At 64.2% G+C, this 13,579-nt stretch carries 12 protein-coding genes; 7 read left to right on the top strand and 5 right to left on the bottom strand.

The genetic code is table 11. From position 1 onward, the window contains the following. Positions 1 to 11 precede the first annotated feature (11 nt). Together WDO72_01865 and WDO72_01860 are read left to right on the top strand one after the other, a co-directional pair. Positions 12 to 476 carry a hypothetical protein gene (locus WDO72_01865; GenBank protein ID MEJ0084403.1) on the top strand — a complete coding sequence of 155 codons (465 nt, stop codon included), beginning with the start codon at positions 12 to 14 and terminating at the stop codon, positions 474 to 476. A 104-nt stretch (positions 477 to 580) separates the two neighbouring features. Further along, on the top strand, positions 581 to 1,225 hold the full coding sequence (locus WDO72_01860; GenBank protein MEJ0084402.1) for a glutathione S-transferase family protein: 645 nt from the start codon (positions 581 to 583) through the stop codon (positions 1,223 to 1,225). Here the strand turns inward: WDO72_01860 and WDO72_01855 are convergent, their stop codons facing one another. After that, a complete protein-coding gene (locus WDO72_01855) occupies positions 1,226 to 1,663 on the bottom strand; it encodes a DUF1801 domain-containing protein (GenBank protein MEJ0084401.1) in 438 nt (145 codons plus the stop codon). A gap of 41 nt (positions 1,664 to 1,704) precedes the next feature. Between WDO72_01855 and WDO72_01850 the strand changes: the two genes are divergently transcribed. Beyond that, the gene (locus WDO72_01850; protein MEJ0084400.1) at positions 1,705 to 2,079 is read left to right on the top strand and encodes a DUF1801 domain-containing protein; all 375 of its coding nucleotides are present in this window, start codon (positions 1,705 to 1,707) and stop codon (positions 2,077 to 2,079) included. A 125-nt stretch (positions 2,080 to 2,204) separates the two neighbouring features. Further along, positions 2,205 to 6,101 carry an ATP-dependent RNA helicase HrpA gene (gene hrpA / locus WDO72_01845; protein MEJ0084399.1) on the top strand — a complete coding sequence of 1,299 codons (3,897 nt, stop codon included), beginning with the start codon at positions 2,205 to 2,207 and terminating at the stop codon, positions 6,099 to 6,101. Positions 6,102 to 6,110: 9 nt separating this feature from the next. Here hrpA and WDO72_01840 read toward each other — a convergent pair whose 3' ends face one another. Next, on the bottom strand, positions 6,111 to 6,674 hold the full coding sequence (locus WDO72_01840; protein MEJ0084398.1) for a pseudouridine synthase: 564 nt from the start codon (positions 6,672 to 6,674) through the stop codon (positions 6,111 to 6,113). Between the two features lies 1 nt (position 6,675). Then, positions 6,676 to 8,637, bottom strand: a complete 1,962-nt coding sequence (locus WDO72_01835) for a radical SAM protein (protein ID MEJ0084397.1) — start codon at positions 8,635 to 8,637, stop codon at positions 6,676 to 6,678. Between the two features lie 214 nt (positions 8,638 to 8,851). Here WDO72_01835 and WDO72_01830 point away from each other — a divergent pair, with 214 nt between their 5' ends. The 3 genes from WDO72_01830 (at position 8,852) to WDO72_01820 (ending at position 12,663) form a co-directional block, all read left to right on the top strand. Then, on the top strand, positions 8,852 to 9,271 hold the full coding sequence (locus tag WDO72_01830) for an RDD family protein (GenBank protein MEJ0084396.1): 420 nt from the start codon (positions 8,852 to 8,854) through the stop codon (positions 9,269 to 9,271). A 43-nt stretch (positions 9,272 to 9,314) separates the two neighbouring features. Beyond that, on the top strand, positions 9,315 to 9,746 hold the full coding sequence (locus WDO72_01825) for a VOC family protein (GenBank protein ID MEJ0084395.1): 432 nt from the start codon (positions 9,315 to 9,317) through the stop codon (positions 9,744 to 9,746). A 139-nt stretch (positions 9,747 to 9,885) separates the two neighbouring features. After that, complete coding sequence (locus tag WDO72_01820; protein ID MEJ0084394.1) at positions 9,886 to 12,663, top strand: pitrilysin family protein; 2,778 nt, start codon at positions 9,886 to 9,888, stop codon at positions 12,661 to 12,663. Between the two features lie 260 nt (positions 12,664 to 12,923). Here WDO72_01820 and WDO72_01815 read toward each other — a convergent pair whose 3' ends face one another. Further along, the gene (locus tag WDO72_01815) at positions 12,924 to 13,304 is read right to left on the bottom strand and encodes a type II toxin-antitoxin system VapC family toxin (GenBank protein MEJ0084393.1); all 381 of its coding nucleotides are present in this window, start codon (positions 13,302 to 13,304) and stop codon (positions 12,924 to 12,926) included. Positions 13,305 to 13,333: 29 nt separating this feature from the next. Next, on the bottom strand, positions 13,334 to 13,561 hold the full coding sequence (locus WDO72_01810; protein MEJ0084392.1) for a type II toxin-antitoxin system prevent-host-death family antitoxin: 228 nt from the start codon (positions 13,559 to 13,561) through the stop codon (positions 13,334 to 13,336). Between the last annotated feature and the right edge of the window lie 18 nt (positions 13,562 to 13,579).

Raw genomic sequence — 13,579 nt, 5'->3', positions numbered from 1 at the left:
TAGGTGTCAAGATGCCGCGCGAAGAATTCCCAAACGTTTCTCCCAAAACGCGGGCTTGGTGCTGTTTCCGGCTGGCATATACGGAGTTGCAATACTGGCTGGTCGGCTTGACGCCGGAGGGTTATCACCTGCGTCAGGCACAGCTGTGGGCAGAGATGCAGGCCTTCAAGCGGGCCATTGTTCACATGAAGTCGTACTTGAAGAACACCGAGAATGCGACGGCCAGGTGGTATCTGGCGTACTACTACAGTTGTGCGGAGGAATGGTCGCAAGCTGCTCTGGAATACGGGAGGGTGGCGGGAGTGTTGCCCCAGCCTGTAGTACGCCTCGGGCAAGCGGAGGCGGAGCTTCGGCTCGGGAATCGCGCCAAGGCGAAGGAAATCATTGACAGTGTGGACATTGAGTTCCCACAACTCGACGCCGCGTTGCGCGGCGCACGTGACGAACTACGGAAAGAATTCCAGCTCGGCGCCTGACGATCGCAGGAGCGTACGCGTGAGGGATGAAACCCCTGGCCAATCTCGCCGCAGCCGCGACGCTACACTCGACCGTTACCGTTTCGCGCCTCGAGGAAAATTCGATGAAGCTCTACGCCCACCCTTTTTCGTCATACAGCCAGAAGGTGTTGATCGCTCTCTACGAGAATGCGACGTCATTCGAGTACCGCAGTCTCGAAGACGCTGCCGCGAACGCGGAGCTCGCGTCGCTCTGGCCGCTCAAACGCTTCCCGGTCCTCGTGGATGGCGAACACACCGTACTCGAGGCCAGCACGATCATCGAGCATCTGGATTTGCATCACCCCGGGCGCGTACGGCTGATTCCGCCAGGCGACGCGGGCATCGAAGTCCGAATGTTCGATCGCATCTTCGACAACTACGTCATGAACTACATGCAGAAGATAGTTCTCGACCAGCGCCGGCCGGAGCCCGATCGCGATCCCTACGGTGTGAACGAGGCACGCGGTCTGCTCGACCGGGTTTACGCATGGCTCGATCAACGGCTCGCGGGCCGCATATGGGCCGTGGGCGATGGGCTCACATTGGCGGATTGCGCCGCGGCCCCGTCCCTGTTCTACGCGGATTGGGCGCATGAGATTTCCGCGGGGCTCACGCACCTGCGGGCGTATCGCGCGAGATTGCTGGCCCATCCATCCGTCGCCCGCGCCGTGGATGAAGCGCGGCCGTATCGAAATTACTTTCCGCTCGGGGCGCCAGACCGCGACTAGCTATTTTGCGCTGCCTTTCCGTTTCTTCTTCGATGCCGCACGTCGGGCGAGTACGTCCGAATTCGCGGCGGCGGCGGCCTTGATCAATTTCTTGAATGCAGCGGCATCGAGTTTCCCGCCCTCGCGAATGTCGATGGCCCGGCGCACGTTCCCCTCCAGGCTCGAATTGAAGAGCTTCTTGGGATCGGGAAGGGCGGCGCCGCGTGCGAACGTGAGCTTGACCACCTGCTTATAGGTTTCGCCCGTGCAAATGATGCCGTCGTGAGACCACACGGGCGTCCCCATCCACTTCCATTCTTCCTGGACGCTGGGATCCGCCTCGTGGATGAGCTTGCGGACCGCGGCGAGCGTTTCGCCGCGCCAGTCGTCGAGCTCCGCGATTTTCTTCGTGATGTTCTTCGCGGCGGCGGCCGTGTCAGATGCGGGTTTTGCTGGCATGATTCCGATGCTCCGGATTTACGGCGACAATAGCAAAACGTATGGCGAGCAAGCGTCCCACCAGCATTGACGAATACATCCGTGCCGCCCCACGCGCGGGCCAGCCGCACTTGCGCAAGGTATATGCGATTCTCAAAAGCGTGGCGCCGAAAGCAGAAGAGGCGATCAAGTGGGGAACACCTTTCTTCGTGGAGCCAAGATTCCTGTTCGCGTTTTCCGCGCATAAGGCGCACTTGAGTTTCGCGCCAATGGCGCAGGTCATGGCGGCCTTCCGCGAAGAGCTGGCAAACCACAGCACCACCAGGAACATGCTCAAGATTCCCTACGATGAGCCAGTGCCGGAAAGCCTGATTCGTCGGATGGCGAAGTTCAGTCTCCGCGCGGTGCGCAATCGGAAGGACGGATCCTTCTGGTAGTTCAGGGGGCGGGAAGGGGCCTTGCGCTTCGAGCGGCCGCGAAGCCACGCCGTGACCGCAATCGCGCGGACCCGGTAGACTCGCGGCCCCGATAAGTCACGCGCCCAGGGCTCGCGCCCGCGCCCATGAATCCGCCGGATCCCGTCTCTCCCGAACTTTCTCTCGACGCCTGTCTGCGTCGCGACCAGTTTCGTCTGCGCCGCGAGCGCGACCGCCTGCGTGCCGATCGCCTGCGCGGCAACGACGTGGCCGCCGCCGAGGCGGCGCTCGCCGCGAAGTTCGCGGCCTCTGCCGCGGCGCGTGCGGCGCGCGCGGCCAGTGTGCCTGCGATCTCATACCCCGAAGATCTGCCGATCTCGGCGAACCGCGACGAAATCCGGCGCGCGATCGAACAACATCCGGTCGTCATCCTGTGCGGCGAAACGGGTTCCGGCAAGACGACGCAGCTGCCGAAGATCTGCCTCGAAGCCGGACGCGGTGTCGCGGGCATCATCGGCCATACGCAGCCGCGGCGTATCGCGGCGCGCGCGGTGGCGGCGCGCATCGCCGAGGAGCTCAAGACCCCGCTCGGGCAATTGGTCGGATACAAGCTGCGCTTCCAGGACCACAGCCGTCCGGAAGGACTCATCAAAGTCATGACCGACGGCATCCTGCTGGCCGAGACGCAGGGCGACCGGTTCTTCGATGCGTACGACACGATCATCGTCGACGAAGCGCACGAGCGTTCGCTCAACATCGATTTCCTGCTCGGCTATCTCAAGTGGCTGCTGCCGAAACGGCCGGATCTCAAACTCGTGATCACGTCGGCGACGATCGATCCGGAGCGCTTTTCGCGGCACTTCGGTGATGCACCGATCATCAACGTGTCGGGCCGCAGCTATCCAGTCGAACTGCGTTACCGCGCCGTCGAGCTCGACGAAGAGGACGATGAGACTGCAGCGGACGAACAGGCGGCCATCCTCGCGGCGGTCGACGAATTATGGCGCGCGAACGCGGGCGACATCCTCGTGTTCCTGAGCGGTGAGCGCGAGATCCGCGAAACTGCCGAGTCGCTGCGCAAACATCATCCGCAGGGCTGCGAAATCCTGCCGCTGTATTCGCGCCTGTCGCAGGAAGAGCAGCAACGTGTGTTCAGGCCTTCCGGCCGGCGCCGTGTCGTGCTGTCGACGAATGTCGCCGAGACTTCGCTGACCGTGCCCGGCATCCGCGCGGTCATCGACACCGGCGTCGCGCGCATCAGCCGCTACAGCCACCGCAGCCGGCTGCAACGCCTGCCGATCGAAAAAATCTCGCAGGCTTCCGCGAACCAGCGCTCGGGTCGCTGTGGCCGCGTCGCCCCGGGTATCGCGATCCGGCTTTATTCGGAACAGGATTTCCTGGCGCGGCCGGACTTCACCGAACCGGAGATCCAGCGCACGAACCTTGCCGCAGTCATCCTGCAGATGCATGCGTTGAAGTTAGGCGACATCGAGGCGTTTCCGTTCGTCGAGCCGCCGGATGGAAGGATGGTGCGCGACGGCCAGCGCACGCTCAATGAACTCAATGCGCTGTCCGACGACGGCAAACTCACGGACATCGGCCGCCAGCTGGCACGGCTGCCACTCGATCCGAGGCTCGGCCGCATGTTGCTCGCCGGAGCGCAGGAGCATTGCCTCGAGGAGGTCGCGATCATCGCCTCTGCATTGTCCGTGCCCGATCCACGCGATCGCCCGGCGGACAAACAAACCCAGGCGGACCAGAAACACGCTTTGTTCCGCGACGAGCAGTCGGACTTCCTTTCGTTGCTCAAGCTGTGGCGCGCGTGGACCGAACAACGCGAAAACCTTTCGCGCGCCAAATTGCGCGGCTGGTGCAAGGAGAACTTCCTCTCCTATCTACGACTCACCGAGTGGCACGACGTGCATGCGCAGGTCATGGAGGTCGTCAAGGGCGAGCTCGCGTTGAAGATGAACACGCAGCCCGCGCAATACGACGCGCTGCACCGCGCCCTGCTGGCCGGGCTGTTGTCGCAGGTGGCGCAGCGCAAGGAGCAGGCCGAATACCTGAGCGCCAGCGGTACGAAGGTGTTCATCCACCCGGGGTCGGGGCAGTTCAAATCGCGGCCGGCGTGGATCGTCAGCGCGGAGCAGGTGCAGACGACGAAAGTCTATGCGCGCACCGTGGCGCGTGTCGAAACCGCCTGGATCGAGCAGGCCGGCGCGCACCTCGTCAAGCGCCATCACTACGATCCGCATTGGGAGCGCCGGGCCGGGCGGGCGTCTATCTACGAACGCACGACCTTGTTTGGGCTCACGCTGTCCACCGATCGCCGCGTGCCCTACGAACGCGTCGATCCGAAGGCGGCGCGCGAGCTGTTCATCCGCCACGCGCTGGTGCTCATGGAGTACGACTCGCGTGCGCCGTTCCTGGCGAACAATCGCCAGTTGCTGGACGACACCGAGTATCAGCAGCAGAAGGGCCGGCGCGTCGACCTGCTGGTGGACGAAGAACAGCTGTACGCGTTCTTCGATGCGCGCGTGCCCGAGGGCATCTCCACGTCCGCGGCGTTCGAACGCTGGCGGCGCGAGGCGGAAGCGAAAGATCCCAAGGTCCTGTTCCTCACGGAGCGGGACATTTCCGGCAGCGACGAAGCGCTCGAAGCCGAGCGATTCCCGGATCACGTGTCGGCGGGTCCGGTCGTCGTGCAGCTGCGTTACCGGTTCGAGCCCGGGCACGAAGACGATGGTGTTTCCGCGCTCATTCCGCTGCATGTGCTCAACCAGTTGCCCGAAGAGCCATTCGCCTGGCTGGTGCCGGGGTTGTTCGATGAAAAGATAGAGGCGCTGGTGCGTTCGTTGCCGAAGAACCTGCGCGTGCATTTCGTGCCGGTGCCGGAGGCGGTGGCGCGCGTGATGCCGCTGCTCGAATACGGCCTGGGGTCACTGCACGTGCAATTGGCGGCTGCACTGCTGCGCACGGCTGGCGTCCCGGTGCCGCCCGACGCGTTTCGCGAAGACCTGCTGCCCGCACACCTGCGAATGAACTTCCTGCTGCTCGACGATGCGGACAAAGTGGTCGCGCGTTCGCGCAGCCTCGCCGAACTACGCAATCGTCATTCCGGCGTGTCCGAGCAGGTCTATGCCAAACAATCGCAGCTGATCACGGGAGAGAAATCCTGGACCTTCGGCGAACTCGCGGAGCGGCAGGAAGCGGCGCAGGGTGTTCGGCAACAGGTGGGTTTCCCGGCGCTGGTGGATGAAGGCGCGACGGTGGGTTTGCGCGTGTTTGCCACGCCGCCCGAGGCGCGCATGAGCCATGAGCGCGGCACCACGCGTCTGATCCGGCTGGTGATGGCGCGCGATCTGAAGCCGCTGCGCCGGGATCTCGCCGTCAACGTGCAGGGTGAAATGGTCTATCGCACGCTCGCGGCGCATCCGTTGCTGAATCCGGATCTCGTCGCGGGCCGCGACCTGCGCGAAGACCTGCTCGATCGCATCGTGATGACGGTGTTCCTGGCGGGCCGGGAGCCGTTGCGCAACGCGGCGGCGTTCGACGAGCGTATCGCGAACTCGCGGGGCGGCATCGGAATCCCCGTGCAGGAAATCTCGCGCTCCGTGCAGGCCTCGCTCGAGCGTCTGTTCCGTATCCAGTCCGCGCTGGCGAAGGAGCCGCAAAGCACCGCGGACGACATTCGTTCGCAACTTTCCTGGCTGGTGCCGGCGGGGTTCCTGCTCCTCACGCCCTGGCACCGGTTGCAGGAATACCCGAGGTATCTGCAGGCGATCGAGCAGCGGCTGGAGAAGGCGCCGCGCGATCCGCGCCGCGATGCGCAGCTCGCCGCGGAGGTGGCGCCGCTCGAAACGCGTTACCGGGCGCAGGTCAAGGCCGAGCGCGGTCTCAAGCCGCCGAGCGCGGATGAGTACCGCTGGATGCTCGAGGAGTTTCGCGTGTCGCTGTTCGCCCAGCAGCTGAAGACTCGCATGCCGATTTCCGCGCGCAGGCTGGATGACGCATGGACCGAACGCGAGAGGTCGCCTTCGTGAACTACGCCATCAAGACCGCGCCGCACTCCAGGGTGCATCCGCGTCGATCTCGCGCCACTCGCCGAGCTTGATGCCCGCGACAGTGATATCGCCGATCGCCGCGCGCACGAGGCGCAGCGTCGGAAAACCCACGTGTGCAGTCATGCGCCGCACCTGGCGATTCTTGCCTTCGCGCAAGGTGATCTCCAGCCACGCCGTGGGAATCCTCGCGCGATAGCGGATCGGTGGATCGCGCGGCCACAGGTTGTCAGGCTCGTCGATGAGCCGCGCGCCTGCGGGTTGCGTGGTGAAATCGCTCAGGCGCACGCCGGCACGTAATGGCGCGATCGCAGCATCCGTTGGCGCGCCTTCGACCTGCGCCCAGTACACCTTCGCGAGTTTGTGACCCGGATCGGCGATGCGGGTCTGCAGCACGCCGACGTCCGTCAACAGCAGCAAGCCTTCGCTGTCCGTGTCGAGCCTGCCGGCGGGATAGATATCCGGTACGTCGATGAAGTCGGCCAGCGTGCGTTTGCCCGGCTCCGGACTGAATTTGCAGCTGACGCCAAAGGGCTTGTTGAAAGCAACGAGCATGTCAGCCGAGCGAGCGCTCGATCAGGTCGCGCGGCACCGTGGTGCGCGGCACGGATATGCTGGCACCGCCGCGGCTTTTGCGCTGGCCGTTGCGGCCGCCATGGGGGCGGCCCCGCGGTTGCGCCGGCTGTTCGAACCACATGCGCACGTCTTCATCGAGACCAATGCCATGCATGTAGTTGTAGAGCGCCTTGCGCAGCCCGCTGCCGAGGAAATCGTGATCGGTTCCAACCGGATCGTGGAACGCGACGTCGTTGTGGGCGAAGAGAATGTCCGGCGGCGGATGCAGCGTGATGCCGTATCGCTCCGGATGCATCCCGATCGGTGAATGCGCCGTGGCCGCGAAGCGATGCCAGTACGCGGATTGAATGCACCCGGCGGCGAACAACTGGCGCACGCGCTCCAGTGCGTCGATGGTGTCCTGCGCGGTCTCGGTCGGAAAGCCGTACATCAGATAGGCGTGCACCATGATGCCGGCGTCGGTGAACGCGCGCGTCACGCGCGCCACCTGCTCGACGGTGACGCCTTTCTTCATGAGCTCCAGCAGCCGGTCGGAGGCCACTTCGAGCCCGCCGCTCACCGCCACGCATCCGGATGCGGCCAGCAGGCTGCACAGTTCGGCATTGAAGGTCTTCTCGAAACGGATGTTGCCCCACCAGGTGATGGCTAACTTCTCGTCTATCAACCGCTTCGCGAGCGAACGCATGCCCGCGGGCGGCGCGGCTTCATCGACCAGGTGGAAGCCGGTCTCGCCGGTCTCCTCGATCAACGCGCGGATCCGCTGCATCACGACGTCGGTGCCGGGCTTGTCGTAGCGGCCGATGTAGTCCAGCGAGACGTCGCAGAACGCGCACTTCTTCCAGTAACAACCGTGCGCGAGCGTGATCTTGTTCCAGCGGCCGTCCGACCAGAACCGGTGCATTGGATTCAGCATTTCCATGAGCGAGACGTATTTTTCGAGCGGCAGGCCGTCGTAGGTCGGGACGCCCGTGTCCTTCTGCGCGAAGTCTTGTTGCTTCGCGTCGGTCTCGAATCGCACGGCGCCGTCCTTGCGGACGAACGTGCGAACCAGTGGCGCGTCGCCGCCCCGCAATCGCGCGAGCAGATTGAGCAGCGGCCGCTCGCCGTCGTCGAGTGTCACATAGTCGAAGTAGTCGAACACGCGCGGCTCGCGCAGCGAACGTAGTTCGGTGTTGACCCAGCCGCCGCCGAGCACCAGCGTTGTCTGCGGCGCGATCGCACGGATCGTGCGCGCCATGCGGAACGCGCCGTACACATTGCCGGGGAACGGCGCGGTGATGGCCACGAAATCCGGCCGTTCGCGGGCGACCAGCTCGCGCGTGATGTCATCGAGCGTGGTGTCTATCAATGTGGGCTCGCCGTCGAGCGCGGTGTGCAGCGCATCGAAGGTGGCGGAGCTTGCGGCGAGACGTTCCCCGTAACGGGCCAATTCGAAATGCGGATCGATGCCGTCGCGCCAGACATCGGCAAGATCGTCGACGAAGAGGCTGGCGAGATAACGCGCCTGCTCCGTGGTGCCGAGCGTGCCGAACGCCGATGCCAGGTGATCGTCCAGCTCGGCGTGATCGGCCGAAGGCGGCGGGCTCAGGTGCGCGAAGCGCGGCCCCTCCGGCAGGAACGCGCGCCCGACGATGCGAAACGCGAGGCTGGGATCGCGCCGCTGCAGGAAACGAATCGCCGGCTCCACCGTGTCGACGTAGCGTCCGGCGTGGGCGAGAAAGTGCGCGACCGGGGGTGGCATCGCAGCGCGCTTGCCGAGCGCTTTCGCGCGCGCGCGCAGTTCTTCGGCCATACGCGCGAGCAGGGGCGCTGAAAAAAGCCGCAGGAACAATGTCAAAGATGCATCGGCCTGTGTCACCTCGAGCCCCAGTTTTGCTGCATGCAGGCGCAGGAAACCGGTCAGATACGCCGTCGCGGGGTACGGCGTATTGAGCTGGATCATGGGCGGGGTAACGAGTAAAACGCGCATCGGAGGCGAAGCGTAACGCATCACCATCGGCAGGTGCGGGTGTAGCGATTATCGTGGTCGCGGCAGAAGAGTTTGAGGATCGCGAATCGACGGACAACGCCGGGAGATCGATGTGAACAATCAGGCCAATCGCTACGCGCCACCCACCGCGAAGGTCGGCGATACCGAGGTTTTCGACGTAGAAAACATGCAGTACGCCGGGTTCTGGAAGCGGGTACTCGCGGTGATCATCGATTCGATCCTGATCCTGTGCATCACGATGCCACTGCTTGGCTTCGTCTACGGCTGGGGTTATTTCGCCGACACATCGCGCGGGTTCATCCCGGGCGGCGCCGAATTCCTCATCTCGTACGTGCTGCCGGCACTCGCGACGATCGCATTCTGGAAAACCCGGCAGGCGACGCCGGGGAAGATGGCGCTGTCGCTCAAGATCGTCGATGCGGAGACGGGAATGCCCATCTCCACGGGACAGGCCATTGGCCGCTACTTCGCGTACTTTCTCTCGGCGATCGTTTTCATGCTGGGCTACCTCTGGGTGGCATTCGATTCGCGCAAACAGGCGTGGCACGACAAGCTCGCGGGCACGGTTGTCATCACCCGGCACTGACGATGTCTACGGATCGGACCAGGCAAGGGGATCGACAATGAACATGTTCGCGTACATCTGCCTCGGGTCGAACGACCTCGAGCGTTCGGCCCGGTTCTACGATGCGACGCTCGCGACGCTGGGCTTCCGGCGCTGCGACACCTCCGGCGAAAGCGAAACGAGCTGGAACGGGTGGATAGGCTGGGGCCGTTACGAACGGGAAGGTGCCGTGCAGGACGCGCTCTGGGTCTGCAAGCCGTACAACGGCGAACGCGCCAGTGTCGGCAACGGCAGCATGGTCGCCTTGTGGGCGAAGAGCTGGCGCCAGGTTGACGAGTTTCACGTGGCCGCGCTGGCCCACGGCGGAACTTCCGAAGGCGCGCCCGGTCTGCGATTGCTGTACAACCCGGATTTTTACGCGGCCTATCTGCGCGACCCGGACGGCAACAAGTTGGCGGTGGTCTGCCGCGGCTTCACGACCGCGTCGGGGCAATGACAGAAAGGGCGAACGTCCTGGCGCAGGCCGCGCTCATTTCGCCGTACCCACTGCACGTTTCCCCGCCTTGCATATAGCATTCGTCCATCGAGCCGCCCCCACACCTGGGAAACAAGAGCGCGGCCACCAAAGGAACATCATGAAAACCCTGGCTTTCTGCGCTTCGATTGCGTTGTTGTCGGTATCGTCGCTGGTCTTGGGCCAGGAAGGCACGGCAACGGTTGCTTCCAAGGCGTCGCCGCTTCCCGTCGTCGACATCCCGTATCAGAAGCTGGTGCTCGACAACGGGCTCACGCTCATCGTCCACGAAGATCACAAGGCGCCGGTGGTGGCGGTCAACATCTGGTACCACGTCGGCAGCAAGGATGAGCGCCCGGGCCGCACCGGCTTCGCGCACCTGTTCGAACACCTGATGTTCAACGGTACGGAGAACTACAAGGACGACTGGTTCAAGGTGATGGAAGCCGCCGGCGCCAGCAAACTCAACGGCACGACCTGGCTCGATCGCACTAACTACTTCCAGAACGTGCCGACCTCGGCGCTCGATCTCACGTTGTGGATGGAATCGGACCGCATGGGCCACCTGCTCGGCGCGATCGACCAGAGGGTGCTCGACGAGCAACGCGGCGTGGTGCAGAACGAGAAGCGCCAGAGTATGAATGCACCGTACGGCAAGGTCGACGAACTCATCACCACCAGCACGTATCCGGCCGGCCACCCGTATTCCTGGGAAACCATCGGCTCGATGGAAGACCTGAACGCCGCGTCGCTCGATGACGTGAAGGAGTGGTTCCGTGCGTACTACGGCGCCGCCAATGCCGTCATCGTGCTGGCCGGCGACATCACGCTGGCGGATGCGAAGCAGAAGGTCGAAAAATACTTCGGCGACATTCCCGCAGGTCCTGTGATCAATCGCCAGCAAGAGTGGATCGCCAAGATGACTGGTACCCGCCGTGCCACGGTGCAGGACCGCGTTCCCCAGGCGCGCATATATAAGGTGTGGAACATTCCCGGCTACAAGCAGCGCGACTTCACGCTGCTCGACATGACCTGCGACCTGATCGGCAACGGCAAGAACAGCCGGCTGTACAAGCGCCTGGTCTACACGGACCGCACCGCGACCGCGGTTGCCGCGGACATCGGACCCTTCGAGATCGGCTCGCAGATCCAGCTGTACGTCACGGTGAAACCGGGTGCCGATCCCGCCGCGGTCGAAAAAGCCATCGACGAGGAGCTGGCGAAGTTCCTCGCGACGGGCCCGACCCCGGCCGAGGTCGAACGCGTGCGTACCGCCAACTATGCCAACTTCGCGCGCAGCATCGAACGCATCGACGGATTCGGCGGCAAGTCCTCGATCCTTGCGGAGAGCATGGTGTACGGCGGAACGCCGGAGTTTTACAAGACGCGGCTTGGCTGGGTAGGCAGTGCCACCGCGGCCGATGTGCAGGGGGCTGCCAGGCGCTGGCTCTCGGACGGTGTGTTCATCGTCAATGTCATCCCGACGCCCGAGTACAAGACCACGGCCTCCACGGTCGATCGCTCCAAACGTCCCGATACGGGAACGCCGCCGTCGCTGACACTGCCAGCGCCGACGCGCGCCAAACTATCCAACGGCTTGCAGGTAGTGGTGGTCGAGCGGCACAACGCGCCGGTCGTCGACCTCACGCTGATCGCGGACGCGGGTTTTGCCGCGGACAGTTCGGCCAAGCCCGGCACGGCGCGTCTCTCGATGCTCATGTTGCAGGAAGGTACCAAGACGCGGAATTCCGTGGCGATCGCGGAACGCGCTGAATCCCTGGGCGCCACGCTCGGGGTGGGTTCATCGCTCGATCGCTCGTTCCTGCGCATGAACGCGCTCAGCAGCAAACTCGGCGAGTCGCTCGATCTGTACACCGATCTGCTGATGAACCCGACGTTTCCGGCGAAGGAACTCGACCGGTTGCGCGGCCAGACACTCGCGACGATTCAGCAGGAAAAGGCGCAGCCGGCGGCGTCGATCCAGCGCGTCCTGCCCAAGATTCTCTATGGCGAAGGCCACGCCTACGCGAACCCTGCGTCGGGCACGGGCACCGTCGAGGCCGTCACGGGCTTCACGAGCGCGGAACTTGCCGCGTTCTACAAGCGCTGGATTCGCCCCGACAACGCGGTGTTGCTCGTCGTCGGCGATACCTCGCTCGCGAAGATCCAGCCGATGCTCGAGCAGCGTTTCGCCGCGTGGCGCGCGCCTGCCGAAGCGAAGCCTGTGAAGACCATCGCGACGGTCCAGCTGCCGGCGAAGGCGCGCGTATTCCTCATCAACCGCACGGGCGCCGAGCAGTCGCAGATCGTCGCGGGCAGCATCGGCCCGACCCGCGCGGATCCGAGCCACATCGAGTTCGTCGCGCTGGAAACGCTGTTGGGCGGCAATTTCGTCTCCCGTCTGAACATGAACCTGCGCGAGGACAAACACTGGTCGTACGGTGCGGGCGCGGGCGTCACCGATGCGGTCGGGCAGGGCACCTTCCGCGCGGGCGCCGGTGTACAGACCGACAAGACCGCCGAGTCCATGGTCGAAATCCGCAAGGAACTGCGCGATCTGCTGACCACGAAGAAGGCCGACGACGCGGAACTCAAATTCACCAAGGACAGCATCGCGATCGCGTTGCCGGGCAACAACGAGACGTCCACCGAGATCGCGGGCTCGTACGGCGAAATTCTCATCTTCGGACTCAAGGATTCCTATTGGAACGACTTCGTCGGCGACCTGAATGCGCTGACACCCGCGCGGGTGAACGCCGTGGCGGGCGAGCTCATCCACCCGGAGGCGTTGACCTGGGTGGTCGTGGGAGATCTCGCCAAGATCGAAAAACCGGTGCGCGCGCTCAACTTCGGCGAGGTCACCGTCATCGACGCGGACGGCAAACCTGTCGCGCAATAGTTAGTCCATGAAAAAGGGCCCGTCTCGCGACGGGCCCTTGTTTCATCGAACGTGCGATTCCCGGACGCCAGGGTGCACCGGGCTCGAACGCTCAGGGGCGCTGCAGGAATTGCTTCTCGGCTTTCTTGGCCTTCTTCGCAGCGCGTTTCTCGTCGAAAGACTTCGCAGCCTTCTTCTTGACGCTCTTCTTCTGGTCCATTCCCTTGCTCATGGCATCGCTCCTCGTGGGTTGAGGCGCGAGACTAACATTCCCGCGCAAATTAGCCGACTTCGACCAGCTCGGAGTACTGCGCCAGCGCCGGGTTGGCGGTCAGGAATCGCAGCGGCTCGCTCATGGCCTGCGCGACCAGCAGTCGATCGAAGAAGTCGCTGCCGTCGACGGGCTTGAGCGCCGCGGCCGCGGCGGCCGGGCGCGCGCGCACCGGCAACTCGGTGAAGCCGCTGGCCTTGATGCCGCGCACCAGTTCCTGCGGATCGCCTTCGAGCAACCCGGCCGCGATCTTCTGCTCACACTCGACGATCGAAGCGGCGCTCACGAACACCTCGTCAGCATCCTCGATGCGTTCGCGCAGCGCCGGCTTGAGCTTGCGCGAGTCCGCCAGCCACCAGAGATAGATCTGCGTATCGAGTAACAGGCGCATGAAATGGCGGGGCAGGGGAGGGCGGCCGGTCAGGCGGGCGCGAACTCGATCCACGGCCGTTCGAAGTTGTCGTCGATGCGCAGCTTGCCCTTGAGCGCGCCCGGACGGCGTGGGGTTTCGTCGCGGCGCAGCGGCACCAGCCGCGCCATGGCGCGGCCACCCTTGGCGATCAACACCTCGTGACCGCTCGCGACGTCTTCGACCAGGCGCGAAAGGTGCGTCTTGGCCTCGTGAATGTTTATCTTGCCGGTCTTCACAGTGAACTTAGTTTAGTT

The organism is Pseudomonadota bacterium (assembly GCA_037200975.1).
Classification (GTDB): Bacteria; Pseudomonadota; Gammaproteobacteria; order Steroidobacterales; family Steroidobacteraceae; genus CADEED01.
This window is presented reverse-complemented; position numbering and strand designations above follow the sequence as displayed.

Bases quoted from the DNA above. Each gene is read 5' to 3' on its own strand.
- WDO72_01865 (MEJ0084403.1), top strand. From the start codon at position 12: ATGCCGCGCGAAGAATTCCCAAACGTTTCTCCCAAAACGCGGGCTTGG.
- WDO72_01860 (MEJ0084402.1), top strand. From the start codon at position 581: ATGAAGCTCTACGCCCACCCTTTTTCGTCATACAGCCAGAAGGTGTTG.
- WDO72_01855 (MEJ0084401.1), bottom strand. From the start codon at position 1,663: ATGCCAGCAAAACCCGCATCTGACACGGCCGCCGCCGCGAAGAACATC.
- WDO72_01850 (MEJ0084400.1), top strand. From the start codon at position 1,705: ATGGCGAGCAAGCGTCCCACCAGCATTGACGAATACATCCGTGCCGCC.
- hrpA (MEJ0084399.1), top strand. From the start codon at position 2,205: ATGAATCCGCCGGATCCCGTCTCTCCCGAACTTTCTCTCGACGCCTGT.
- WDO72_01840 (MEJ0084398.1), bottom strand. From the start codon at position 6,674: ATGCTCGTTGCTTTCAACAAGCCCTTTGGCGTCAGCTGCAAATTCAGT.
- WDO72_01835 (MEJ0084397.1), bottom strand. From the start codon at position 8,637: ATGATCCAGCTCAATACGCCGTACCCCGCGACGGCGTATCTGACCGGT.
- WDO72_01830 (MEJ0084396.1), top strand. From the start codon at position 8,852: ATGCAGTACGCCGGGTTCTGGAAGCGGGTACTCGCGGTGATCATCGAT.
- WDO72_01825 (MEJ0084395.1), top strand. From the start codon at position 9,315: ATGTTCGCGTACATCTGCCTCGGGTCGAACGACCTCGAGCGTTCGGCC.
- WDO72_01820 (MEJ0084394.1), top strand. From the start codon at position 9,886: ATGAAAACCCTGGCTTTCTGCGCTTCGATTGCGTTGTTGTCGGTATCG.
- WDO72_01815 (MEJ0084393.1), bottom strand. From the start codon at position 13,304: ATGCGCCTGTTACTCGATACGCAGATCTATCTCTGGTGGCTGGCGGAC.